The following is a 23869-nucleotide window of genomic DNA, read 5'->3' on the forward strand; positions in this document are numbered from 1 at the left end:
GCCGCTACCTGTACGCCGCCGAGGATCGCGACCTGGACGGGCGGATTCTCCGCTACGACCCGGAGACCGGCGGACTGACGGTACTGCGCGAGGGATTGCAGCGCTCCGAAGGGGTGGCCGCCTGCCCGGACGGAAGCGTCTTCTACACGGAAAAGAAACGTGGCCACGTCATGCGTCTGCATGAGGGGGCCGAGGACGAGGTGGTGCTGAACGGACTGAATGCACCGAGCTTTTTGCTGTGCGACAGCGAAGGCCTGTGGATCACCGAGGACTCGACGCATAACGCGCGAGCCTTGCTGCTGCCGCCCGACGGGCCGCTGCAGGTGATCGTACGGCGCCTGCGTTCCGCACAGTCCCTACTGCCCATCGGGCCCGGCCGCTACCTGCTGGCCGAGCAGGGGCGGGACCGCATTCTCGAAATCGAACGACAGAAGAGCGAATTGTAAACATGGACCAAACGGAAGTCCGAACCACCCAATCGCCCCCACGGCTGTTCCAGCCCACCATCCGCAGCCACCTGGCGTTCACCGCGCTCAGCGCGCTGGTGCTGCTGGTCATGTTCAGCCTGCTGCGCCTGGCCTTGCTGATCTACAACCGCGAACTGATCGGCGCGACCCCGGCGAGCACCTTCCTCGAGGCGTTCGGCAACGGCGTGCGTTTCGACCTGCGGGTCGTCGTCTATGCCGTGGCGCCGCTGGTGCTGTCGTTGTTCGCGGTACGCGCGATGGCCGCTCGCGGCCTGTTCCGTACATGGTTGACGCTGTTCGCCAGCATCACCCTGTTCCTCGGCGTACTCGAACTGGACTTCTACCGCGAGTTCCACCAGCGCCTGAACAGCCTGGTCTTCCAGTACATGTCGGAAGACCCGAAGACCGTCATGAGCATGCTCTGGTACGGCTTCCCGGTGGTCCGCTACCTGCTGGCCTGGGCCTTCGCCACCTGGGTGCTGTACCGGGTGTTCAAGGCCATCGACCTGGCGACCCGCCCGAGCCAGCGCAAGCCGCGCGAAGACAGCGTGATCGCCCGGCCGGGCGCTGCCGCGCCCTGGTACGTGCGCGGCGTGGTGCTGTTCCTCTGCGTGCTGGTCTGCGTCCTCGCCGCCCGCGGCACCCTGCGCCAGGGCCCGCCGCTGCGCTGGGGCGATGCCTTCACCACCGAATCCATGTTCGCCAACCAACTGGGCCTGAACGGCACCCTGACCCTGGTCAAGGCGGCCAAGGAGCGCTTCTCCGAAGACCGCGCGAACATCTGGAAGGCCACCCTGGACGACAAGGTCGCCCTGGAGACCACCCGGCAGATGTTGCTGACCCCCAACGACAAGCTGGTGGACGCCGACGAGGCCGCGGTGCGCCGCGAGTTCACCCCGCCGGCGGCGAACACCCTGCCGATCCGCAACGTGGTGGTGGTCCTGCTGGAAAGCTTCGCCGGCCACTATGTCGGCGCCCTGGGCGCGCCGGGCAACATCACGCCGTATTTCGACAAGCTGTCGAAGGAAGGCCTGCTGTTCACCCAGTTCTTCTCCAACGGCACCCATACCCACCAGGGCATGTTCGCCACCATGGCCTGCTTCCCCAACCTGCCGGGCTTCGAATACCTGATGCAAACCCCGGAGGGCGGCCACAAGTTCTCCGGCCTGCCGCAGTTGCTCAGCGCCCGCCAGTACGAGGACGTCTACGTCTACAACGGCGATTTCGCCTGGGACAACCAGTCCGGCTTCTTCAGCAACCAGGGCATGACCACCTTCATCGGCCGCAACGACTATGTCGACCCGGTGTTCTCCGATCCGACCTGGGGCGTCTCCGACCAGGACATGTTCGCCCGTGGCAACGAGGAGCTGGACAAGCTGGCGAGCACCGGCAAGCCGTTCTATGCGCTGTTGCAGAGCCTCTCCAACCACGTGCCCTACGCGTTGCCGAAGGACCTGCCGGTGGAGCGCGTGACCGGCTACGGTTCGCTCGACGAGCACCTGACCGCCATGCGCTATTCCGACTGGGCGCTGGGCCAGTTCTTCGAGAAGGCGAAGAAGTCGCCGTACTACAAGGACACCCTTTTCGTGGTGGTCGGCGACCATGGCTTCGGCAGCCCCGAGCAGCTCACCGAGATGGACCTGCACCGCTTCAACGTGCCGCTGCTGCTGATCGCCCCCGGCATCCAGGAGAAGTTCGGTACCCACCTGCCGACCGTCGGTACCCAGGTCGACATCGTGCCGACCATCATGGGCCTGCTCGGCGGCGAGACCGTCCACCAGTGCTGGGGCCGCGACCTGCTGAACCTGCCGGAAGGCGACAAGGGCTTCGGCGTGATCAAGCCGTCGGGCAGCGAGCAGAACGTCGCCATCGTCTCCGGCAACCGCATCCTGGTGCGGCCGAAGGACGGTGACGTGCGCGTCTACGATTACCAGCTGGGCGGCGATGCCAAGGCGGTGATCACCAAGGACGTACCGGACCAGGCCGAGCTACAGAAGAAGCTGGAGTCGTTCATCCAGACCGCGACCAAGAGCCTGCTGGAGAATACCGCGGGCGTGGTACACGGGATCCCGGACAAGGACTGACCCGTAGCAAGCATGAGAAAGGGGCCTTCGGGCCCCTTTTTTTCGGCGCCAGGTCGCAGCGTCTTGCGTTGCCGGTGCCGAGGCGGCCACCCTGCCCGATAGCGTTCAGGGTGTATCCGTCTGCTGGCTTTCCAGCCAGCGCAGGACTTCGGCGGTGGCCTGGATCAGGTCCGCCGGTATGTACTGGTCGACATTGCCGTCGCGCAGCAGCGCCCGTGCCAGCGGAACTCGTTGCAGCACCGGGATTCCTTCTTCCTCGGCGATGCGCCGGACCCGCAGGGCCAGGGCGTCGGTGTGCTTCAGGGTGATCAGCGGCAGGGGTGTTTCGCCGCGTCGATAGCGTATGCCGATGGCGACGTGGGTCGGGTTGGCGACGATCACCGAGGAACGCCGGACATCCGCGCGCAGGTTGCTCGATTGCAGTTCCTGATGGAATTGCCGGCGCTTGTTCTTGATCTCCGGGCTGCCCTCCATCTCCTTGTACTCGCGCTTCACTTCGTCCTTGCTCATGCGCAACTGCTTGTAGTGCTGGTGGCGTTCGAAGGCGTAGTCGGCGACGGCAATCGCCAGGAAGCCGACCGCGCAGACCAGCATCAGTTGCCTGAGCATCAGCCCGCTCACCGGTGCCACGCAGTCCAGCCCGCAGGCGGGAATCCGCAGGAGGCTGGCCAGGTTGCCCTGCAAGGTCAGCCAGACCAGCAGGGAGAGCAGGGCGACCTTCAGGGTCGACTTGAGGAACTCCACCAGGCTCCGGATCGAGAAGATCTTCTTCGCGCCCTCCACCGGGTTGATCTTCTTCAGGTCCGGCTTGACGCTGTCGAGGCTGAGCAGGAAGCCGTACTGGCCGACATGGCTGAGCACCACCACCAGCGCCGCGACCAGCAGGACCGGCGCCAGCAGGTAGAGGAGTTCCTGGAGAAGGTTCTCCAGGATGGTCTCCAGCGCCTGGCGAAACGGCAGGTCGATGTACTCGGCGGGCAGCAGGAGCAGCTTGCCGAGATGCTCCAGGTAGTAGTCGGAAAAGCCCATCAGCAGCGCCACCAGCGACAGGATCAACGCGCTGGAGACAATTTCCTTGCTCTTCACCACCTGGCCCTGCCGGCGGGCGTCGCGCAGCTTCTTCGCCGTGGGCTGCTCGGTCTTCTCGGCGCTCATGGCGTCTCCAGCACGGGACGCAGCAGGCGCGGCGGGTCGACGGCGAGCAGCAGGGCATCGTAGGCGTGCTCCATGAGGATGCCCAGGTAGAGCACCAGCAGCAGGCTGGCGACCAGGCTCTTGATCGGCATGGCGAGGATGAACACGTTCAGCGACGGGGCGAAGCGGCTGACCAGCGCCAGGCCGAACTCGGCGAGGAACATGGCGATCAGCAGCGGCGCGGCGAACAGCGCGCAGAGCATCAGCATCTGCGAGAACTGCGCGTAGAAGAATGCCACCCATTGGCTGCCGAACTGCGGGAAGAAACTGCTCACCGGCCAACTGGCATAGCTCCTGAACAGCGAGCCGACCAGCGCGAGGAAGGCGCCGCCGGAGAAGAACAGGGTGATCAGCGTCTGCGTCAGCAGCAGCCCGGTGGGGCTGGTCTGGCTGCCCAGGCTGGGGTTGAGGGTCGAGGCGAGTGCCGCGCCACGCTGGTTGTCGATGATGAAGCCGGTCGCTTCCATGGCCCAGAAGGGAATGGTGGCGACGAAGCCGATGAGCAGGCCGAGCAGCACTTCCTTGCCGATCAGCAGGGCGATGTCCAGCGCGCCGAGGGCCGGCGGCAGGCTGCCGGCGACGATCGGGTAGGCGAACAGCGCCAGCGAGCAGGCCACGCCGTTGCGCACCAGGCCGCCGCCCAGGGTCTGCTTGGCCAGCACCGGCAGGACCACGAAGCAACTGATGATCCGCGGCAGCAGCAGGCTGTAGGTCAGCAGCAGTTGCTGCAGGTCCTGGACGCTCATCGCACCAGCGGCACCTTCAGCAGGGTCATTTCGGCGAAACGGTACAGCTCGCCGCCCAGCCAGCCGCTGGTGGCGAACAGTACCACCACCACGGCCACCAGCTTGGCGACGAAGCCGAGGGTCTGCTCCTGGATCTGGGTGAGCGCCTGGACCAGCGATACCAGGGTGCCGATCAGGGCCGCGACCAGTACCGGCGGCAGCGACAGGACCAGCACCAGCCACAGGGTCTGGTTGGTGAAGTGGAGGATGTCAGCACTGTTCATGGCCAGCCTCCGTAGCTGATGACCAGGCCGTGGGTCAGCCGCGCCCAGCCGTCGAGGAGGACGAACAGGAGCAGCTTGAACGGCAGGGAAATGGTCATCGGCGACACCATCATCATGCCCATCGCCAGGAGGATGTTGGAGATGATCAGGTCGATGGCGATGAAGGGCAGGTAGATCAGGAAGCCGATCTCGAACGCACGGGTCAGTTCGCTGACGGTGAAGGCCGGCAGCAGGATCAGCAGGCTGTCCGGGTCGAGCCGCTCGGCGTATTCGCTGGGCCAGACCTGGCGGGTGCTTTCCATGAAGAAGGTGTGTTCGCGCTCCTGGATCTGCCGCTTGAGGAAGTTCCGGTAGGGCGCCATGCCCTCGTCGAGAAAGCGTTCCACCGATGCCGAGTCGCTCAGGCTGACGTCGTGGTTGCGCAGGTAGTCGCGGGTGGCGAAGCCGACCGGTGCCATCACGTACAGGCTGAGGATGATCGCCAGCCCGTACATCGCCATGTTCGGCGGAATCTGCTGGACGCCCAGAGCGTTGCGCAGCAGCGAGAAGACCACGGTCATCTTGATGAAGGAGGTCGCCATCACCGCGATGAACGGGACCAGCGCGAGCAGGGCCAGGCCGAGGATCAGGCCGAGCTCGTCGGGCAACTGGATCATGCTTCGTCGTGTCCGAACAGGCGGGTTACGCGCACCCCGAGCCGGTCCTGGAGCCTGACCAGTTCGCCGATACCGAGGCAGCGCTGGTTGGCGAGGATGCGCACTTCGCCGTCCAGGGCACAGTCGAGATCGAGCAGCGAGCCTGGCTGCAGGGTGGAGAGGGTATGCAGGTCCAGGGTGCGGCGGCCGACCTCGAAGCTGACCGGGATCGGCAGTTGGTCGAGTTCGTGCAGGTCCTCGCTGTCGGCGAGGGAGGGGGTGTCGTGCATGTCGAGCAGTTCCAGTTGCGTGGAGTGGAGTTGGCAGCGCGCCCAGGGGCGTCCTTCGAGAACCCCCAGCAGCGCTGCGTCGGGGCGATGGCCGGCAGGCAGCAGCAACAGGTCGCCGGGCTCCAGGGTGCGCAGCTCGCCGGCGTCCAGCGGCAGGCCGGGCCATTGCAGCGACAGGCGCAGCGGTATGGCCAGGCGTTGCGCCGAGGGGCGCGGCGGCAGGCGTGCCAGCAGCGTCGCCGGATCGCCGTCGAGCCAGAGCGCCAGGCGCTGGTCGTCGCGTTCCAGGCTCAGGCGCAGGCCCATCGCAGCGCGTGGTTGCGCCGGGCTCAGGCCGTACCAGACCAGGCCGGGAAAGACGTTGCCTTCGCGCTCCAGCAAGGCCAGTTGCAGGGCCGCCGGCAGGCTGGCGAAGGCTGCCTCCTGCAGGTTCGGCGCGAGCCAGCGGGCCAGCGCCGGGGCCTGGCAGAGAAAGCGCAGGGGCAGGCCGTCCCACGCCAGGCTCAGTTCGAGATCGACGTCGGGGGCGGCCTGGGCGATGTCCAGGCGCGCTTGCAAAGCGTTGCCGACATAGTGGCGACGGCAACGTGCGAGACGTCGCTGGAGATCCAGTTCGGCGCGGCTGGCGAGCGGCAGGTCGAGGTCCGCACCGTTCATTCGGCTTGCCACTCTTCATGCAGGTAGCGACGTTGCCGCGAGCGCTGACCGCTGTCCTGCTGCTGATTGAAGGTGAGTTGCACCGGTTGTTCCGGATGCAGCCGTTGCAGGCGTTCGAGCAGCTCGCCACGGGCTTGCTGGAGCAACGCCAGGCTGCCGGGGCTGGCACTGATCTCGATCTGCAACTGGCCATGGCCATGCAGGACCTGCACCTCCACGGCGCCGAGCTGGGGCAGTTGCACCTGCAGGCGCGCCGCATGGCTTTCGGCTGCGCTGGCGACCTGGATGCGCCCCTGCACGGCATCGAGCAGGCGCGCGAGATCGGCCAGCGGCAGTGGCCGGCTCCCGCTCGATGCCAGCAGGCGTGCCAGCAGGCGGTCGCCGGGGGTTTGCATGGCAGGCAGTGGCACAGGCGCTTGGTCGTCGGGGGGCAGTGCGGATGGATCGGTTTCTCCGGGTTGCCGACGCTCCTCTCCGCGGCCTTCGCCGCCCGCTGTCGGCGCGGGCGGCGAAGCCTGGGCACTGGCCTGCGCCGTGGGCGCGACCTCGGCTGCGGCTTTCGCCGGGAAGCCGGGGCCGGGCTGCGGCCGCTCATGCGTCCGACCTGCGATTTGCGGTTGGGAGGACACCGGCACCAGCGGCGGTTCGTCGACCGGAGGCGCCGAAACGCTGGCCGGCTCCCGGGCTTGCGTGGACGCCGCGACGCGCGCGGAGACCGCCGGCGCTTGCCGTGCTACCGATCCGGACGGCGACACTGTTGGCGTTGGCGTTGGCGTTGGCGTTGGCGTTGGCGTTGGCGTTGCGTCCGCGGCAACTGGCACGGGGGCTTGCCGAGTGGTCGGCGGCCGGTCGGCGGCAGGCGCCGCGGGCTGGTCGGCGAGAGGCGTCGAGGTCGGCGCGTCGGCTGTCGCGGCGGGCTCTTCGGCCTCTGTCGTTTCGTCGCCCTTGTCGAACGGTGGCCTGGGCGCCGGCGGTCGGTGCGCGGGCAGGGCCTGTTCGAAGGCGATCTGCTGCGCGCGCAGCGGCGGAAGGGGGGCAGGGGTGTCGGACGACACGAGCGGAGCCGTATCCACGGCGTTCAGCTTGAGCATGGCCAGGTCTCGTGGCGGGTGAATTCTTCCAGTTCGCCTTCCTCGCTGCGTTCGCGCAGCCCCTGGCGCTCGGCGTCGACGTGGCGCTCCAGTTCGGCGAACTTCTCCAGTTGCCGCTGGCGTTCCAGCAGTTCTCGCCGGCACTGCCGCAGGCGCTCGCGCTCCCCTTCGAGGCGCTGCGCGGTCTCGGCGCAGTCCTGTTCCAGGCCGGCTTCCTTTTCCCGCAGCAGCCCTACCTGCTGCTGCCAGGCTTCCAGGCGCCGGCGGTCGAGCATGGCCGCCTGGCAGGCGAGAAACAGCCGTTGCTCTTCGGCCAGTCGCCAGTCGCGGTAGTCCCGTTGTGCCGCCTGGCGCTCGGTGTGTTCCTGCGCCGCGGCGCGAACCCGTAGCAATTGGCGGCCTTGGGCGCGCTCGGCCCGGTCCAGGCGCAGGCGTCGGACGCGCAACAGCAGCGCCAGGCTCATGCGCAGAGGCTCCGCAACTGCGCACAGGCCTGTGCGTAATCGCTGGTTTCGTGGGTACCCTGGCGCAGCCACTGGCGGATCGCCCCGATCTTCTCGATGGCCTGGTCGGCTTCGCTGTCCTGGCCTTTCTGGTATTCGCCGATCTTCAGCAGCAACTCGACTTCCTCGTACTTCGCCAGCCATTCGCGCAAGCGTCCGGCCGCATGGCGCTGATCGTCGTCGACGATCTGGTTCATGACCCGGCTCACCGAGTGCAGCACGTCGATGGCCGGATAATGGTTGGCGGCGGCCAGCTTGCGCGACAGCACGATGTGCCCGTCGAGAATCGAGCGGGTCTCGTCGGCCACCGGCTCGCTCATGTCGTCGCCTTCCACCAGCACGGTGTAGAGCGCGGTGATCGAGCCCCGCTCGGATTGCCCGGCACGCTCCATCAGGCGTGGCAGCGCGGCGAACACCGATGGCGGATAGCCGCGGCGGGTGGGCGGTTCACCGGCCGCCAGGCCGATTTCGCGCTGGGCCCTGGCGAAGCGGGTCAGCGAGTCCATCAGCAGCAGGACGCGGCGTCCCTGGTCGCGGAAATACTCGGCGATGCTGGTGGCGACGAAACCGGCCTTGGCGCGCTCCATCGCCGGTCGGTCGGAAGTGGCGACCACCAGCACCGAGCGGCGCAGCCCCTGTTCGCCGAGGTCGCTTTCGATGAACTCGCGGACTTCGCGACCGCGTTCGCCGACCAGGGCGAGTACCGTCACATCCACCTCGGCATTGCGCACCAGGCTGGCCAGCAGGGTGCTCTTGCCGCCGCCGGCGGCAGCGAAGATGCCCATGCGCTGGCCTTCGCCGCAGGTCAGCAGGCCGTCGATGGCGCGCACACCCAGCGATAGCGGCCGCTCTATCAGGCGCCGGCTCATCGGTTGCGGGGCATCCCGGTAGACCGGATACCAGGCCGCCGGCTCGGCCGGCGGGCTGCCGTCGAAGGGGCGGCCGAGGCCGTCGAGCACCTGCCCGAGCAGGTGCTCTCCGACCGCCACGCGATGCATGCCGCCGGTAGGGCTGACTTCGGTGTTGGAGGAAACCCCGAGCATCTCGCCGAGCGGGGTGAGCAGCGCCTGGTGCTGCTGGAAGCCGATGACCTCGGCGAGCAGCGCCAGGCTCTGGTCGGGATTGCGCAACTGGCAGAGTTCGCCGATGCGCACGCCGGGCACCACGGCCTTGAGCAGGGTTCCGGTGACCTGGGTGACCCGCCCGCGGATCTGGATCGGCCGGCAGCCTTCGATGGCGTGGCGCATCCGGACGATGAGAGGAGAGAGAGGCGCGGGCATGGCGGATCGGTTCGGCTGGAGTCGGCGCGCACTATAGAGAAAGCCTCGCGCGACGAATTTCAGTGCCAGCCGGGAGTTTTTAGAAATCGGTTGCCGCCGCGGCTAAAAAAAACCGGCCGATATTGGCATCGGCGGCACCGGGCCGGTTCCTATACTGCGCCGCCTTTGCAGACCAGGAACCACAGCCACGATGGACATCCTCCAGAGTTCCTCCGCCGCGCCCCTCGCGCCGCGGGAAGCGGCCAACGCCCCCGCGCAGCAGGCTGGCGGCAGCTTTCAGGGCGAGCGCGTCCACTACGTTTCCGTTTCGCAGTCGCTGGCCGATGCCGCGGAAGAGCTGACCTTCGCCTTTTCTGAGCGCGCCGAGAAATCCCTGGCCAAGCGCCGCCTGAGCGACGCCCATGCGCGCCTGAGCGAAGTCCAGGCCATGCTGCAGGAGTACTGGAAGCGCATTCCGGACCTGGAAAGCCAGCAGAAGCTCGAGGCGCTGATCGCCCACCTGGGCAGCGGCCAACTGAGCAGCCTGGCGCAGCTCAGTGCTTACCTGGAGGGCTTCTCCAGCGAGATCAGCCAGCGCTTCCTGGCGCTGTCGCGGGCGCGCGACGTCCTGGCCGGGCGGCCGGAGGCGCGGGCGATGCTGGCGCTGGTCGACCAGGCGTTGCTGCGGATGGCCGACGAGCAGGGCCTGGAGATCGAACTCGGCCTGCGCATCGAGCCGCTGGCCGCCGAGGCTTCCGCCGCCGGTGTCGGCGATATCCAGGCGCTGCGCGATACCTACCGTGACGCGGTACTCGACTACCGGGGCCTGTCGGCGGCCTGGCAGGACATCCAGGCGCGCTTCGCCGCGACGCCGCTGGAGCGGGTCGTGGCCTTCCTGCAGAAAGCCCTGAGCGCCGACCTGGACAGTCAGTCGAGCCGGCTCGATCCGGTGAAGCTGGAGCGGGTCATGAGCGACATGCACAAGCTGCGCGTGCTCGGCGGCCTGGCGGAGCAGGTGGGGGCGCTCTGGCAGGTGCTGGTGACAGGGGAGCGGGGCCATGGCATACGGGCCTTCTGAATTGACCGGCGCAGTCATCGCCTTGCTCGAGAAGCGCTGGGTCGGCGTCGCCGAGGTGCAGGCGTTGCTCGAGCCGTTGCCGCTGGCCGACGTCGCCCGGCAGATCCATTTCTTCCGCGAACTGAAGCGTCTCTACCGCCTGTTGCCGGTCGAAGTGTTCGGCGACGACGAGCAGCGCCAGAATCTTTTGAATGCCTGCCAGATGGCACTCGACCTGGCGATCGAGCGCGAAGAGGAGCAGCAGCATGGACTGGGTTGAGCTGGCCGTCGCGCAGTTCTGCCAGGACCTGCGGGTGAGCGTACCGGCGCCGCTGGCGCGCGTGGTGCAACTGGATTTCGAGGACAGCGGCACCTTGCAGCTGGAACGCCATGGCGAACAGTTGTCGCTCTGGCTGGCCTGTGACCTGGCCTGGCACCAGGCCTATCGCGGAACGCTGCGGGCGTTGCGCCTGTGCCATGCGCGCGCGGCCGGGAGCCTGCCGCTGCGTTGCGCCTGGAGCGGCGAATCGCGCCTGCTGCTGTGCATCACCCTGGAAGCCCGGCAGGTCGGCATCCCGACGCTGCACCAGGCCTTGCAGGCGCTGCGCTCGGCGCGCAGCGAAGTGCTCGCCGCATGAGCCGGGTCGGTGCCTGGCACATCGGCATCGAACGACTCGACCTGGCGCATGCCGAGCCGTTCGCGCCGCCCCTGCCGGAGCGCCATCTACTGGCGCCCGACGGCCGGCCGGTCGAGACCCACGTCGCCAGCCTGTATCCCGCGCAGCAGGCGCAACAGCGCCTGTTCGACTACGCCCGGCCCCAGCTGGAGTTCCACGGCCTGCTGCGCCCCGGCGACTTCCGCCAGGCGCTGCGCGATCTCCGCCTGGCCCTCACGCTGCCCGGCCAGCCAGCCCTGCAGGCTGCGGCCTGCCTGCTCGGCGAGCGCGACGAAGACGAGCGACTGCTGCAAATGGCCCTGAACCTGTTGCACAAGGTATGAATCGATGACGTTGAAACCGACGCAACAGCGCCTGTTGCTGATGCTGGGCTGGCTGCACCTGCAATGCGGCCAGCCGCGACGCGCCCAGGTGTTGCTGGAGGCCTTGCTGAGCGTTGCGCCGGAGCGCCGCGACGGGCGCCGCGCCTTGCTCCTGGCGTTGCTCCAGCAAGGCCTCGGCGAGCCCGCCGTGCGCCTGTGCCGGCAGTTGCAGGAGGATGGCGAGGAGGAGCCCGGTCTGTGGCGTTGCCTGAGCCGTGCCGAACAGCTCGCCGGGCGTCTCGACGCGGCGCGTGCCGCGCACGCCCGGGCGCTGGAGCTGGAGGCGCGGGAATGAACGACCTGAGCGGGCTTCTCGGCCGGGTCGGCGAGCGCAAGGACATCCTGCTGGTGGTGTTGCTGCTGGCGGTGGTGTTCATGATGGTGCTGCCGTTGCCACCGCTGCTGCTGGACATCCTCATCGCCGTCAACATCACCATCTCCGTGGTCCTGCTGATGATGTCGGTGTACATCGGCTCGCCGTTGCAGTTCTCGGTGTTCCCGGCAGTGCTGCTGATCACCACGCTGTTCCGCCTGGCGCTGTCGGTGAGCACCACGCGGATGATCCTGCTGCAGGCCGACGCGGGGCAGATCGTCAACACCTTCGGCAGCTTCGTGGTCGGCGGCAACCTGGTGGTGGGCATCATCATCTTCCTGATCATCACCATCGTGCAGTTCCTGGTGATCACCAAGGGTGCCGAGCGGGTCGCCGAGGTCAGCGCGCGCTTTTCCCTGGATGCCATGCCGGGCAAGCAGATGAGCATCGACGGCGACATGCGTGCCGGCGTGATCGATGTCAACGAGGCGCGGGCGCGGCGCGCGGTGATCGAAAAGGAAAGCCAGATGTTCGGCTCTATGGACGGCGCGATGAAATTCGTCAAGGGCGACGCCATCGCCGGGCTGATCATTATCGTCGTCAACATCCTCGGCGGCATCGCCATCGGCGTCACGCAGAAGGGCCTGAGCACCGCCGACGCGCTGCAACTGTACGCGGTGCTGACCGTCGGCGATGGCATGGTCTCGCAGGTGCCGGCGTTGCTGATCGCCATCACCGCCGGGATCATCGTCACGCGGGTGTCTTCCGACGAATCGGCGGACCTCGGCAGCGACATCGGCGAACAGGTGGTGGCGCAGCCCAAGGCGCTGCTGATCGGCGGCCTGTTGCTGGTGCTGTTCGGCCTGATTCCCGGTTTCCCGACCCTGACCTTCCTGGCTCTCGCGCTGCTGGTCGGCGGCGGCGGCTACTTCATGCTCTGGCGCCAGCGGCTCCAGGCCAGCGCCGGTTCCCGCGACCTGCCGGCGCTGCTCGCGCAGGGCGCCGGAGCGCCATCGGCCAAGGCGCGCGGCAAGGCTGGCGGCGGCAAGCCGAAGGCCGGGCGTCTCGCCGAGCAGGAAGAATTCGCCCTCACCGTGCCGTTGCTGATCGACGTCGATGCCAGCCTCCAGGAACGTCTGGAGGCGATGTCGCTGAACGAGGAACTGGTGCGGGTACGACGCGCGCTGTACCTGGATTTCGGCGTGCCGTTCCCGGGTATCCACTTGCGCTTCAACGAAGCGATGGGCGATGGCGAATACCTGGTGCAGCTACAGGAGGTCCCGGTCGCGCGCGGATGCCTGCGGCCGGGCTGGTTGCTGGTGCGCGAACGCGCCGCGCAGCTGGAATTGCTCGCGGTCCCCCACGAGCCGGCGGAGCTGCAGGTGCCGGGAGAGGAAGCGAGCTGGGTGGAGCAGGCGCATCAGGATCGCCTGGAGCGTTCCGGCTGTGCCTGCCTGGGCCTGGAGCAGGTGCTCACCTGGCACCTGTCCCATGTGCTGCGGGAGTACGCCGAGGATTTCATCGGCATCCAGGAGACGCGCTACCTGCTGGAGCAGATGGAGCAGGGTTACGGCGAGCTGGTGAAGGAGGCGCAGCGGATCGTTCCCCTGCAGCGGATGACCGAGATTCTCCAGCGCCTGGTCGGCGAGGACATCTCGATCCGCAACATGCGGGCGATCCTCGAGGCGATGGTGGAGTGGGGGCAGAAGGAGAAGGACGTGGTGCAGCTCACCGAGTACATCCGCAGCAGCCTCAAGCGCTACATCTGCTACAAGTACTCCAGCGGCAACAATATCCTTCCCGCCTACCTGCTGGACCAGGCGGTGGAGGAGCAGATCCGCGGTGGGATCCGCCAGACCAGCGCCGGCAGCTACCTGGCCCTCGACCCGGCGATAACCCAGGCCTTCCTCGAGCGCGTGCGGCAGACCGTCGGCGATCTCGCGCAGATGCAGAACCGGCCGGTGCTGATCGTTTCCATGGATATCCGCCGCTACGTGCGCAAGCTGGTGGAGAGCGACTATGCCGGGCTGCCGGTGCTGTCCTACCAGGAGCTGACCCAGCAGATCAACATCCAGCCGCTTGGCAGGATCGTGTTGTGAGCGCCGATCCGCTGATTCCCTGGTTTCTCGCCCGCGGCCTGGCGGTGCGTCCGCATTGCCTGCGCGACACCTCGATCGCGCTCGGTTGGCAGGTCCTGGCCCATGGCTGCGAACTGGCCTGGCGCTGCGACGGCGAGCGGGTCTGGATCGTGATGTTGCGTCGGCGGCAGGCGCGCAGCGGATTGGCCAATCCATTCGCCGCGCTGTACCTGCTGGCGGAGGCCACGCTCGATACGCTGGGGCCGCGCCAGCGTCTCTACGGCAAGGTCCTGGCGCTGGCCGGCAGCCCGCTGCCTGGCGAGCGCATGGCGCGCTTCTATCGCCGCTGGACCGGCGCCGCCGAGCCCGCCGACGGCTGGTTCGAGCTGGAGGCCGGGCGGGTGGTGACGCAGCGAAGCCTGCGAAAACGACAAAAACCCGACCGTGCCTGACAGGCTCCGGCGACGTCGATCCCTACCATGGGCGACATGAACGAATACACCGAAGACACCCTGCGGGCGACCGTCCAGGCCGCCGAACTGGCGATTCGCGACAGCGAGGAACGCGGCCGCCTGCTGGCGGAAATGTGGCAAGGCCTGGGGCTTGCCGCGGACGCCGGCGAGCTGCTGTTCCTGGCGCCGGAGCGAGAGCTGGCGCGAGCCGCCGAAGAGGAGCTGCTGGCCGAACTGCGGCGCATGCGCAGTTCCCAGCCGACGCAGGGCGAGCAGGGTACCCGGCCGCGGCGTCCGACGCCGATGCGTGGCTTGTTGATCTGAGGAATCACGATGGAAGTCAGAAACTTTAATGCCGGTCGCGAGCTGTTCCTGGACGAACTCCTGGCCGCGCCGGCGGCGCCTGCCAGTGCCGAGCAGGAGGAACTGCTGGCCTTGTTGCGCAGCGAGCGGATCGTGCTGGCCCACGCCGGCCAGCCGCTGAGCGAGGCGCAAGTGCTCAAGGCGCTCGCCTGGTTGCTCGCGGCCAATCCGTCCGCGCCTCCGGGGCAGGGCCTCGAGGTACTCCGCGAAGTCCTGCCGGCACGTCGGCAGCCCGGTGCGCAGTGGGATTTGCGCGAGTTCCTGGTGTCGGCCTATTTCAGCCTGCACGGCCGTCTCGACGAGGATGTCATCGGTGTCTACAAGGATGTCCTGCAGACCCAGGACGGCAAGCGCAAGGCGCTGCTCGACGAGCTCAAGGCGCTGACCGCGGAGTTGAAGGTCTACAGCGTGATCCAGTCGCAGATCAACGCCGCGCTGTCGGCCAAGCAGGGCATCAGGATCGACGCTGGCGGTATCGATCTGGTCGACCCCACGCTCTATGGCTATGCCGTCGGCGATCCCAGGTGGAAGGACAGCCCCGAGTATGCGTTGCTGAGCAATCTGGATACCTTCAGCGGCAAGCTGTCGATCAAGGATTTTCTCAGCGGCTCGCCGAAGCAGAGCGGGGAACTCAAGGGCCTCAAGGATGAGTACCCCTTCGAGAAGGACAACAACCCGGTCGGCAATTTCGCCACCACGGTGAGCGACCGCTCGCGTCCGCTGAACGACAAGGTCAACGAGAAGACCACCCTGCTCAACGACACCAGCTCCCGCTACAACTCGGCGGTCGAGGCGCTCAACCGCTTCATCCAGAAATACGACAGCGTCCTGCGCGACATTCTCAGCGCGATCTAGAGGTATCCATGAACCAGCAAGCGACCCCTTCCGACACCGACCAGCAACAGGCGCTGGAGGCCTTCCTGCGCGACGGCGGCACCCTGGCGATGCTTCGCGGACTCAGCGAGGACACCCTGGAGCAGCTCTATGCGCTGGGCTTCAACCAGTACCAGGCGGGCAAGTGGGACGACGCGCAGAAGATCTTCCAGGCACTGTGCATGCTCGACCACTACGACGCCCGCTACTTTCTCGGCCTGGGCGCCTGCCGCCAGTCCCTCGGTCTCTATGAACAGGCCCTGCAGAGCTACAGCTACGGCGCGCTGATGGACATCAACGAGCCGCGCTTTCCCTTCCATGCCGCCGAGTGCCACCTGCAACTGGGTGATCTCGACGGAGCCGAGAGTGGCTTCTACTCGGCCCGGGCCCTGGCCGCGGCACAGCCGGCGCACGAGGCCCTGGCCGCGCGTGCCGGCGCCATGTTGGAAGCCGTAACCGCGAGAAAGGATCGAACATATGAATCCGATAACGCTTGAACGCACCGGACTGCCCTACGGGGTGGCCGACGCCGGGGATATCCCGGCGCTCGGCAGGCCGGTCGCGAGGGATGTCGAGAGTCTGCGGGTGGAGCGCCTGGCGGCGCCGGCCGCGGCTTCCGCGAGCGGCACGGGGGTGGCGCTGACGCCGCCGTCCGCAGCCAGCCAGCAGCGCCTGGAGGTCGCCAATCGTGCGGAGATCGCCAGCCTGGTGCAAGCAGTGGGCGAGGATGCCGGACTGGCGCGGCAGGTTGTGCTGGCCGGCGCTTCGACGCTGTTGTCCGCCGGCCTGATGTCGCCGCAGGCGTTCGAGATCGAGCTGGCGAAAATCACCGGCGAAGTCGAGAACCAGCAGAAGAAACTCAAGCTGACCGAAATCGAGCAGGCGCGAAAGCAGAACCTGCAGAAGATGGAAGACAACCAGCAGAAGATCAGGGAATCGGAAGAAGCCGCGAAAGAAGCCCAGAAGTCCGGTCTGGCAGCCAAAATCTTTGGTTGGATCAGTGCAATAGCTTCGATCATCGTCGGCGCAATCATGGTGGCAACCGGCGTCGGCGCGGCCGCGGGTGCACTGATGATCGCGGGCGGTGTCATGGGAGTGGTCTCCCAGTCGGTACAGCAGGCAGCCGCGGACGGATTGATCAGCAAGGAAGTGATGGAAAAGCTCGGCCCGGCACTGATGGGTATCGAGATCGCCGTCGCGCTGCTGGCGGCGGTGGTCAGCTTCGGCGGCTCAGCGGTCGGCGGGCTGGCCAAGCTGGGCGCGAAGATCGGCGGCAAGGCGGCCGAGATGACCGCCAGCCTGGCGAGCAAGGTCGCCGACCTGGGCGGCAAGTTCGGCAGTTTGGCCGGCCAATCGCTGTCGCACTCGCTGAAACTCGGCGTGCAGGTTTCCGACCTGACCCTGGACGTCGCCAACGGCGCGGCCCAGGCCACTCATTCGGGATTCCAGGCGAAGGCCGCGAACCGCCAGGCCGACGTGCAGGAATCGCGTGCCGACCTGACCACCCTGCAGGGCGTGATCGAGCGCCTGAAGGAAGAGCTGAGCCGCATGCTGGAAGCATTCCAGGAAATCATGGAGCGGATCTTCGCCATGCTCCAGGCCAAGGGTGAAACCCTGCACAACCTGTCCAGCCGACCGGCAGCGATCTGAGGAGGCGTCACATGATCGATACGCAATATTCCCTGGCGGCTACCCAGGCCGCGATCCCCTCCGAGCCGATCGCTCCCGGCGCCGCCGGGCGTTCCGTCGGCACGCCGCAAGCGGCTGCGGAGCTGCCGCAGGTGCCGGCCGCGCGGGCCGACCGGGTCGAACTGAACGCTCCGCGTCAGGCGCTCGACCCGGTGCGTATGGAAGCGGCCGGCAGCGAGCTGGACAGCAGCGTGGAGCTTCTGCTGATTCTCTTCCGCATCGCGCAGAAGGCGCGCGAGCTGGGTGTACTCCAGCGCGACAACGAGAACCAGGCGATCATCCACGCGCAGAAGGCGCAGGTGGACGAGATGCGCAGCGGCGCCACGCTGATGATCGCCATGGCGGTGATCGCCGGCGTCGGCGCGTTGGCCTCGGCAGTGGTCGGCAGTCTCGGCGCGTTGAAGAACGGCAAGGCCATCAGCCAGGAGAAGACCCTGCAGAAGAACATCGATGGGCGCAACGAACTGATCGACGCGAAGATGCAGGCGCTGGGCAAGACCTCCGATGAGGATCGCAAGATCGTCGGCAAGGTCTGGGCGGCGGACCAGGCGCAGGACAGTGTGGCGTTGCGCGCGGCGGGCCGTGCCTTCGAGAGCCGCAACGGCGCCCTGCAGGTGGCCAACACGGTGATCCAGTCCTTCGTCCAGATGGCCAACGCCTCGGTCCAGGTGCGCCAGGGCGAGTCGCAGGCGAGCGCCCGGGAAGAGGAGGTCAACGCCACCATCGGGCAGAGCCAGAAGCAGAAGGTCGAGGACCAGATGAGCTTCGATGCCGGCTTCATGAAGGACGTCCTGCAGCTCATCCAGCAGTACACCCAGAGCCATAACCAGGCCTGGCGTGCGGCGGCCGGAGTGGTCTGAGCCGTCTCCGCGCGGGAGGAAAAAGGCCACAGCGATGTGGCTTTTTTCTTAAAAGAAAAGTCTCTCAGTGACAAAAGCGATGCATAGCCCGGTGCTAGCATGCGCTGAGCTTTAGGAGGCGCCCCCATGGATTTAACGAGCAAGGTCAACCGACTGCTTGCCGAGTTCGCAGGCCGTATCGGTTTGCCTTCCCTGTCCCTCGACGAAGAGGGCATGGCGAGCCTGCTGTTCGACGAACAGGTGGGCGTCACCCTGTTGCTGCTCGCCGAGCGCGAGCGTCTGTTGCTGGAGGCCGATGTGGCGGGCATCGATGTGCTGGGTGAGGGGATCTTTCGCCAGCTCGCCAGCTTCAACCGCCATTGGCACCGTTTCGATCTGCATTTCGGCTTCGACGAGCTGACCGGCAAGGTCCAGTTGTATGCGCAGATTCTCGCAGCGCAACTGACCCTCGAATGCTTCGAGGCGACCCTGGCCAACCTGCTCGACCACGCCGAGTTCTGGCAACGCCTGCTGCCGTGCGACAGCGATCGCGAGGCGGTCGCTGCGGTCGGCATGAGGGTTTGAGTGGCCCCATGAAAATCGAATCGATTTCGCCGGTGCAGCCGTCCCAAGACGCAGGAGCCGAGACGGTGGGGCATTTCGAGGGGCGTTCGGTGACCCGCACGGCCGTTCGCGGCGACGACCGTTCCAGTGTGGCCGGGCTGGCGCGCTGGCTGGCGCGCAACGTGGCTGGCGATCCGCGCAGCGAGCAGGCCTTGCAGCGCCTCGCCGACGGCGACGGCACGCCGCTGGAGGCGCGCACGGTCCGGCGCAGGTGAGGTGCTGGATGCTGTTGCCGCTGGCGTTGCTGCTCGGCGGTTGCGTCAGCCAGCCCGCGCCGATGTCGCCGAAGGTGACGGTGGGCGGTTCGGTGGGCGGCGTTTCCCTGCAGGCGCGCCAGGCGCAACTCAGGCTGCGCCTGTATGCCGTCGTTCAGGGAGGGATGCAAACGATTGCCGAGCGGCGCTACCGGGTGTCCGGGTTGCCGTTGCGCTATGCGTTCGATCTGGAGGTCGACAGGTTGGAGGGCGAGGCATTGTACCTACGCACCGAGCTTTCCTGGGTGGGCGTCGCGGCGGTCCAGGCGAGCGCCTGGCAGCGGGTGGCGGCGGGCGTCGATGAGCGGGTCCGGCTGGTTCGGCGCGACTGTTTTCCGAATTGTACGGCCGCTCGCCCGGAAGAAAGATCTGGCAACGATTGATACATTGCCTGCTGTTTCGGAAAGTGCGTATGGAGATTAAAGAAGTGCAAGTCTCGTTCGTTGTCAGGGAAGGCCTCGAATAATAAAACTGGTACTTTTGTTCCGCTTCTAAAGAAGGCTGGATTAATTGGCGGAAGCCGACTCGCTCTGCGAATCAGCGCACGTCGGATAATCCTGATTATTATAAAATCGACTCCGTGCTCATGGCTTTGAAAATCAATAAAACGGAGCGTATTCATGCCTCTCCGCTAGGCGGGGCATTCAAGGTACGACGGGAAGTGTTGGGGTTCTTATAATATGCAAGGAGCCAAATCTCTTGGCCGAAAGCAGATAACGTCTTGTCATTGGAACATTCCAACTTTCGAATACAGGGTAAACAAGGAAGAGGGCGTATATGTTCTGCTCGAGGGCGAACTGACCGTCCAGGACATCGATTCCACTTTTTGCCTGGCGCCTGGCGAGTTGCTTTTCGTCCGCCGCGGAAGCTATGTCGTAAGTACCAAGGGAAAGGACAGCCGAATACTCTGGATTCCATTATCTGCCCAGTTTCTACAAGGCTTCGTCCAGCGCTTCGGCGCGCTGTTGAGCGAAGTCGAGCGTTGCGACGAGCCCGTGCCGGGCATCATCGCGTTCGCTGCCACGCCTCTGCTGGCCGGTTGCGTCAAGGGGTTGAAGGAATTGCTTGTGCATGAGCATCCGCCGATGCTCGCCTGCCTGAAGATCGAGGAGTTGCTGATGCTCTTCGCGTTCAGTCCGCAGGGGCCGCTGCTGATGTCGGTCCTGCGGCAACTGAGCAACCGGCATGTCGAGCGTCTGCAGCTATTCATGGAGAAGCACTACCTCAACGAGTGGAAGCTGTCCGACTTCTCCCGCGAGTTCGGCATGGGGCTGACCACCTTCAAGGAGCTGTTCGGCAGTGTCTACGGGGTTTCGCCGCGCGCCTGGATCAGCGAGCGGAGAATCCTCTATGCCCATCAGTTGCTGCTCAACAGCGACATGAGCATCGTCGACATCGCCATGGAGGCGGGCTTTTCCAGCCAGTCCTATTTCACCCAGAGCTATCGCCGCCGTTTCGGCTGCACACCGAGCCGCTCGCGGCAGGGGAAGGACGAATGCCGGGCTAAAAATAACTGACGTTTTTTGAAAGCCCGGTAGCGGCTGCATGAGTAGAATCGGCCCAAATTGCAGGCTCTGACGAGCGCGCAATGTAGTGAGGAAGCCAAGGCAGAGAATGGAGCAGGAAGACGATAAGCAGTACTCCCGAGAAGCGGTGTTCGCCGGCAGGCGGGTATCCGTGGTGGGCTCGGACGCCCGCTCGCGGGGTCGGGTGCCGGGTTACGCATCGAGCAGTTTGTATCGTGAGTCCGGAATCATCAGTGCGCGGCAACTGGCGTTGCTGCAGCGGATGCTGCCGCGCCTGCGGCTGGAGCAACTGTTCCGCTGCGAATGGTTGCAGCAGCGCCTGGCGCGCGGCCTGGCACTGGGGCGCGAAGAGGTGCGGCAGATTCTCCTCTGCGCGGCGCAGGACGACGACGGCTGGTGCGCCGAACTGGGCGACCGGGTCAACCTCGCCGTGCCGCAGTCGATGATCGATTGGGTCCTGCTGCCGGTCTATGGCTGGTGGGAAAGCCTGCTCGACCAGGCGATCCCCGGCTGGCGCCTGTCGCTGGTGGAGCTGGAGACCCAGTCCCGGCAACTGCGAATCAAGTCCGAATTCTGGTCCCGCGTGGCCGAGCTGGAGCCGGAGCAGGCCCGCGAGGAACTGGCCAGGGTCGCCAAGTGCCAGGCGCGCACCCAGGAACAGGTGGCCGAACTGGCCGGCAAGCTGGAGACGGCTTCGGCATTGGCGAAGAGCGCATGGCCGAACTGGCAGCGGGGCATGGCGACGCTGCTCGCCAGCGGCGGGCTGGCCGGCTTCGAGCCGATCCCCGAGGTCCTCGAATGCCTCTGGCAACCTCTCTGCCGGCTGGACGACGACGTCGGCGCGGCGGACGCCGTCCAGGCCTGGCTGCACGAACGCAACCTGTGCCAGGCACAGGATCACTTCTACTGGCAGAGCTGAGCGGCCGGCGAAAGCCGGCCCTACCGAGGAATCATGGATCATCTGTTGAGCGGATTGGCCACTCGCCTGGGCCAAGGGCCCTTTGTTGCCGATCGGACGGGTTCGTACCACCTGCGCATCGACGGGCAGAGCGTCCTGTTGCTGCGCCAGGGCGACGACCTGCTGCTGGAAAGCCCGCTGGAGCACGCCCCCCTGGACCCGCAGCGCGACCAGCAGGGGTTGCTGCGGGCGCTGTTGTCGCGGGTCGCCAGTTGGAGCCGGCGCTATCCCCAGGCCATCGTCCTGGATGCGGACGGGCGCCTGCTGTTGCAGGCGCGGCTGGGCCTCGACGGCCTCGATCCCGAGCGACTCGAACGGGCCCTGGCCGCCCAGGTGGGGCTGCTCGAGGCGCTGGCGCCGGAGCTGGAGCCGCTGCCCCGCGGGTTGCCGCCGCAGGTTCCGGTGTGGCGTCCCTGATGCGCCGCCTGCTGATCGGCGGACTGCTGGCGCTGCTGCCTGGCGCGGTCTTGCGCGCGCAGCCGCTGGACTGGCCCAGCCTGCCTTACGACTATGTGGCGCAGGGCGAAAGCCTGCGCGACGTGCTGGCCAACTTCGGCGCCAACTACGATGCCTCGGTGATCGTCAGCGACAAGGTCAACGACCAGGTCAGCGGTCGCTTCGATCTGGAAAGCCCGCAGGCCTTCCTGCAGTTGATGGCCTCCCTCTACAACCTCGGCTGGTACTACGACGGCACCGTGCTGTACGTATTCAAGACCACCGAGATGCAATCGCGGCTGGTGAGGCTGGAGCAGGTCGGCGAGGCCGAGCTGAAGCGCGCGCTGACCGCCGCCGGCATCTGGGAACCGCGCTTCGGCTGGCGTGCCGACCCTTCCGGGCGGCTGGTGCACGTGTCCGGTCCGGGGCGCTATCTCGAACTGGTCGAGCAGACCGCCCAGGTGCTGGAGCAGCAATACACCCTGCGCAGCGAAAAGACCGGCGACCTCAGCGTGGAGATCTTCCCGCTGCGCTATGCGGTCGCCGAGGACCGCAAGATCGAGTACCGCGACGACGAGATCGAGGCGCCGGGCATCGCCAGCATCCTCTCGCGGGTGCTCAGCGATGCCAACGTGGTTGCGGTGGGGGACGAGCCGGGCAAGCTGCGCCCGGGACCGCAATCGAGCCATGCGGTGGTCCAGGCGGAACCGTCGCTGAACGCGGTGGTGGTGCGCGACCACAAGGACCGGTTGCCCATGTATCGCCGCCTGATCGAAGCCCTCGACCGGCCCTCGGCGCGGATCGAGGTCGGCTTGTCGATCATCGACATCAATGCCGAGAACCTCGCCCAGCTGGGCGTCGACTGGAGCGCCGGGATTCGCCTGGGCAACAACAAGTCGATCCAGATCCGCACCACCGGCCAGGATAGCGAGGAGGGCGGCGGCGCCGGTAACGGGGCGGTCGGCAGCCTGGTGGACAGTCGCGGGCTGGATTTCCTGCTGGCCAAGGTCACCCTGTTGCAGAGCCAGGGGCAGGCGCAGATCGGATCCCGGCCGACCCTGCTGACCCAGGAGAATACCCAGGCGGTGCTCGACCAGAGCGAAACCTACTATGTGCGGGTCACGGGCGAGCGGGTGGCCGAGCTGAAGGCGATTACCTACGGCACCATGCTGAAAATGACGCCGCGAGTGGTGACTCTCGGCGATACGCCGGAGATCAGCCTCAGCCTGCACATCGAGGACGGCAGCCAGAAACCCAACAGCGCCGGCCTGGACAAGATCCCCACGATCAACCGCACGGTGATCGATACCATCGCCCGCGTGGGCCATGGCCAGAGCCTGCTGATCGGCGGCATCTACCGCGACGAACTGAGCCAGAGCCAGCGCAAGGTACCCTGGCTCGGCGACATTCCCTATCTCGGCGCGCTGTTCCGCACTACCGCGGACACCGTGCGCCGCTCGGTGCGGCTGTTCCTCATCGAGCCTCGGCTGATCGACGATGGCGTCGGCCATTACCTGGCGCTGAACAACCGTCGCGACCTGCGCGGCGGCCTGCTTGAAATCGACGAGTTGTCGAACCAGAGCCTGTCGTTGCGCAAGCTGCTCGGTAGCGCCCGCTGCCAGGCGCTGGCGCCGGCCAGGGCCGAACAGGAGCGCTTGCGCCAGGCCGGGCAGGGTTCGTTCCTCACGCCCTGCCGGATGGGTGCGCAGGAGGGCTGGCGGGTGACCGACGGCGCCTGTCCCAAGGACGGCGCCTGGTGCGTCGGCGCGGAGCGCGGGAATTAGCATGGCCTGGAAGATCCGCTTCTACAGCGGGCTGAACCAGGGCGCCGAAGTCTCGCTTGGAGAGGGCCGGGTGGCGCTTGGCAGCGATCCGTTGCAGGCCGACCTGGTGTTGCTCGACGAGGGCATCGCGGCAGTCCACCTGGTGCTCGAGGTCGATGCCCAGGGCGTGCGCCTGCTGGAGTGGGCGGAGGGCTGCGAGCCTCGCCAGGACGGCCAGGCGCAAGTCGCCGGAGCGATCCTGCAGGCGCTTGCCGGGCAGACCTGCGGCCCGCTGCGCTGGGCATTCTGCGACCCGCAGCGGAGTTTTCCCGAGCGTTTCCCCGAAGTCGAGGCGCAGACCGCGCCAGTGCGCCGCAAGCCGTCCGCCCGTGCCGGCGGGGCCTGGCTGCTCGGCAT

28 protein-coding genes and 2 pseudogenes are annotated in these 23869 nt (G+C 66.7%); 22 read left to right on the forward strand and 8 right to left on the reverse strand.

All coding sequences use genetic code 11. The features are described from left to right. Together FFS27_RS08845 and FFS27_RS08850 are read left to right on the forward strand one after the other, a co-directional pair. A pseudogene (locus FFS27_RS08845) lies at positions 1-446 on the forward strand (YncE family protein); the annotation flags it as partial. A gap of 2 nt (positions 447-448) precedes the next feature. Further along, positions 449-2551 (forward strand): LTA synthase family protein, encoded by a 2103-nt coding sequence (locus tag FFS27_RS08850; protein WP_003087666.1) that lies wholly within the window; start codon positions 449-451, stop codon positions 2549-2551. 105 nt (positions 2552-2656) lie between these two features. Here FFS27_RS08850 and pscU read toward each other — a convergent pair whose 3' ends face one another. The 8 genes from pscU to pscN are packed head-to-tail and all read right to left on the reverse strand — an operon-like array spanning position 2657 to position 9210. Beyond that, positions 2657-3706 (reverse strand): SctU family type III secretion system export apparatus subunit PscU, encoded by a 1050-nt coding sequence (gene pscU / locus FFS27_RS08855; RefSeq protein WP_021264585.1) that lies wholly within the window; start codon positions 3704-3706, stop codon positions 2657-2659. Then, complete coding sequence (gene pscT, locus FFS27_RS08860) at positions 3703-4491, reverse strand: SctT family type III secretion system export apparatus subunit PscT (protein WP_021264586.1); 789 nt, start codon at positions 4489-4491, stop codon at positions 3703-3705. Before pscT ends, pscU begins: the two co-directional genes overlap by 4 nt. Beyond that, positions 4488-4754, reverse strand: coding sequence for a SctS family type III secretion system export apparatus subunit PscS (pscS, locus tag FFS27_RS08865; protein ID WP_021264587.1), 267 nt, complete (start codon positions 4752-4754; stop codon positions 4488-4490). Before pscS ends, pscT begins: the two co-directional genes overlap by 4 nt. Further along, entirely contained in the window at positions 4751-5410 is a 660-nt protein-coding gene (gene pscR / locus FFS27_RS08870; protein ID WP_003111622.1) for a SctR family type III secretion system export apparatus subunit PscR, read from the reverse strand. The genes pscS and pscR overlap by 4 nt, the downstream gene beginning before the upstream one ends. Beyond that, the gene (gene pscQ, locus FFS27_RS08875; protein WP_003132883.1) at positions 5407-6336 is read right to left on the reverse strand and encodes a SctQ family type III secretion system cytoplasmic ring protein PscQ; all 930 of its coding nucleotides are present in this window, start codon (positions 6334-6336) and stop codon (positions 5407-5409) included. Before pscQ ends, pscR begins: the two co-directional genes overlap by 4 nt. Continuing rightward, positions 6333-7427 carry a type III secretion system needle length determinant PscP gene (pscP, locus tag FFS27_RS08880; protein ID WP_073937375.1) on the reverse strand — a complete coding sequence of 365 codons (1095 nt, stop codon included), beginning with the start codon at positions 7425-7427 and terminating at the stop codon, positions 6333-6335. The genes pscQ and pscP overlap by 4 nt, the downstream gene beginning before the upstream one ends. Further along, on the reverse strand, positions 7415-7891 hold the full coding sequence (gene pscO / locus FFS27_RS08885; protein WP_003109497.1) for a type III secretion system central stalk protein PscO: 477 nt from the start codon (positions 7889-7891) through the stop codon (positions 7415-7417). Before pscO ends, pscP begins: the two co-directional genes overlap by 13 nt. Beyond that, the gene (gene pscN / locus FFS27_RS08890; RefSeq protein WP_003100796.1) at positions 7888-9210 is read right to left on the reverse strand and encodes a SctN family type III secretion system ATPase PscN; all 1323 of its coding nucleotides are present in this window, start codon (positions 9208-9210) and stop codon (positions 7888-7890) included. Before pscN ends, pscO begins: the two co-directional genes overlap by 4 nt. A 190-nt stretch (positions 9211-9400) precedes the next feature. Between pscN and popN the strand changes: the two genes are divergently transcribed. The 20 genes and pseudogenes from popN to pscD all read left to right on the forward strand — a co-directional run. Then, a complete protein-coding gene (gene popN, locus FFS27_RS08895) occupies positions 9401-10267 on the forward strand; it encodes a SctW family type III secretion system gatekeeper subunit PopN (RefSeq protein ID WP_003087692.1) in 867 nt (288 codons plus the stop codon). Then, positions 10248-10526 (forward strand): Acr1 family type III secretion system gatekeeper subunit Pcr1, encoded by a 279-nt coding sequence (gene pcr1, locus FFS27_RS08900; RefSeq protein ID WP_003087693.1) that lies wholly within the window; start codon positions 10248-10250, stop codon positions 10524-10526. Before popN ends, pcr1 begins: the two co-directional genes overlap by 20 nt. Next, positions 10513-10884, forward strand: coding sequence for a type III secretion chaperone SycN (sycN, locus tag FFS27_RS08905; protein WP_003087694.1), 372 nt, complete (start codon positions 10513-10515; stop codon positions 10882-10884). The genes pcr1 and sycN overlap by 14 nt, the downstream gene beginning before the upstream one ends. Next, on the forward strand, positions 10881-11246 hold the full coding sequence (pscX, locus tag FFS27_RS08910; RefSeq protein WP_003140044.1) for a type III secretion system protein PscX: 366 nt from the start codon (positions 10881-10883) through the stop codon (positions 11244-11246). Before sycN ends, pscX begins: the two co-directional genes overlap by 4 nt. 4 nt (positions 11247-11250) lie before the next feature. Continuing rightward, the gene (gene pscY / locus FFS27_RS08915; RefSeq protein ID WP_003113547.1) at positions 11251-11580 is read left to right on the forward strand and encodes a type III secretion system chaperone PscY; all 330 of its coding nucleotides are present in this window, start codon (positions 11251-11253) and stop codon (positions 11578-11580) included. After that, positions 11577-13697, forward strand: coding sequence for a SctV family type III secretion system export apparatus subunit PcrD (pcrD, locus tag FFS27_RS08920; protein WP_003087696.1), 2121 nt, complete (start codon positions 11577-11579; stop codon positions 13695-13697). The genes pscY and pcrD overlap by 4 nt, the downstream gene beginning before the upstream one ends. Beyond that, positions 13694-14128, forward strand: a complete 435-nt coding sequence (gene pcrR / locus FFS27_RS08925; RefSeq protein ID WP_003100791.1) for an LcrR family type III secretion system chaperone PcrR — start codon at positions 13694-13696, stop codon at positions 14126-14128. Before pcrD ends, pcrR begins: the two co-directional genes overlap by 4 nt. Before the next feature lie 27 nt (positions 14129-14155). Then, positions 14156-14452, forward strand: coding sequence for an LcrG family type III secretion system chaperone PcrG (pcrG, locus tag FFS27_RS08930; RefSeq protein WP_003109501.1), 297 nt, complete (start codon positions 14156-14158; stop codon positions 14450-14452). 9 nt (positions 14453-14461) lie between these two features. Next, the gene (gene pcrV / locus FFS27_RS08935) at positions 14462-15346 is read left to right on the forward strand and encodes a type III secretion system needle tip protein PcrV (RefSeq protein WP_137951977.1); all 885 of its coding nucleotides are present in this window, start codon (positions 14462-14464) and stop codon (positions 15344-15346) included. An 8-nt stretch (positions 15347-15354) separates the two neighbouring features. After that, positions 15355-15861 carry a SycD/LcrH family type III secretion system chaperone PcrH gene (pcrH, locus tag FFS27_RS08940; protein WP_003087708.1) on the forward strand — a complete coding sequence of 169 codons (507 nt, stop codon included), beginning with the start codon at positions 15355-15357 and terminating at the stop codon, positions 15859-15861. After that, positions 15842-17014 carry a type III secretion system translocon subunit PopB gene (gene popB, locus FFS27_RS08945; RefSeq protein ID WP_023101351.1) on the forward strand — a complete coding sequence of 391 codons (1173 nt, stop codon included), beginning with the start codon at positions 15842-15844 and terminating at the stop codon, positions 17012-17014. The genes pcrH and popB overlap by 20 nt, the downstream gene beginning before the upstream one ends. Positions 17015-17025: 11 nt before the next feature. Then, complete coding sequence (popD, locus tag FFS27_RS08950; RefSeq protein WP_009314655.1) at positions 17026-17913, forward strand: type III secretion system translocon subunit PopD; 888 nt, start codon at positions 17026-17028, stop codon at positions 17911-17913. Positions 17914-18039: 126 nt separating this feature from the next. Beyond that, positions 18040-18477 carry a type III secretion system regulatory chaperone ExsC gene (exsC, locus tag FFS27_RS08955; protein ID WP_003100769.1) on the forward strand — a complete coding sequence of 146 codons (438 nt, stop codon included), beginning with the start codon at positions 18040-18042 and terminating at the stop codon, positions 18475-18477. Positions 18478-18485: 8 nt separating this feature from the next. Next, entirely contained in the window at positions 18486-18731 is a 246-nt protein-coding gene (gene exsE / locus FFS27_RS08960) for a T3SS regulon translocated regulator ExsE (RefSeq protein ID WP_023095813.1), read from the forward strand. Positions 18732-18739: 8 nt separating this feature from the next. Continuing rightward, positions 18740-19153 carry a YscW family type III secretion system pilotin ExsB gene (gene exsB, locus FFS27_RS08965; protein ID WP_003109507.1) on the forward strand — a complete coding sequence of 138 codons (414 nt, stop codon included), beginning with the start codon at positions 18740-18742 and terminating at the stop codon, positions 19151-19153. A 297-nt stretch (positions 19154-19450) separates the two neighbouring features. Next, positions 19451-20287: a T3SS regulon transcriptional activator ExsA gene (gene exsA / locus FFS27_RS08970; RefSeq protein ID WP_003120334.1), complete on the forward strand. Its 837-nt coding sequence runs from the start codon at positions 19451-19453 to the stop codon at positions 20285-20287. A 97-nt stretch (positions 20288-20384) separates the two neighbouring features. Next, positions 20385-21215, forward strand: coding sequence for a T3SS regulon anti-activator ExsD (gene exsD / locus FFS27_RS08975; protein ID WP_003109509.1), 831 nt, complete (start codon positions 20385-20387; stop codon positions 21213-21215). A gap of 33 nt (positions 21216-21248) precedes the next feature. Then, positions 21249-21671 (forward strand): YscB family type III secretion system chaperone PscB, encoded by a 423-nt coding sequence (pscB, locus tag FFS27_RS08980; RefSeq protein WP_003109510.1) that lies wholly within the window; start codon positions 21249-21251, stop codon positions 21669-21671. Further along, positions 21671-23473 carry a SctC family type III secretion system outer membrane ring subunit PscC gene (pscC, locus tag FFS27_RS08985; RefSeq protein ID WP_003109511.1) on the forward strand — a complete coding sequence of 601 codons (1803 nt, stop codon included), beginning with the start codon at positions 21671-21673 and terminating at the stop codon, positions 23471-23473. Before pscB ends, pscC begins: the two co-directional genes overlap by 1 nt. A 1-nt stretch (position 23474) precedes the next feature. Beyond that, positions 23475-23869, forward strand: a pseudogene (gene pscD / locus FFS27_RS08990) (SctD family type III secretion system inner membrane ring subunit PscD); the annotation flags it as partial.

It is taken from the genome of Pseudomonas sp. 2VD (genome assembly GCF_005503585.1).
Taxonomy (GTDB): Bacteria; Pseudomonadota; Gammaproteobacteria; order Pseudomonadales; family Pseudomonadaceae; genus Pseudomonas; species Pseudomonas aeruginosa.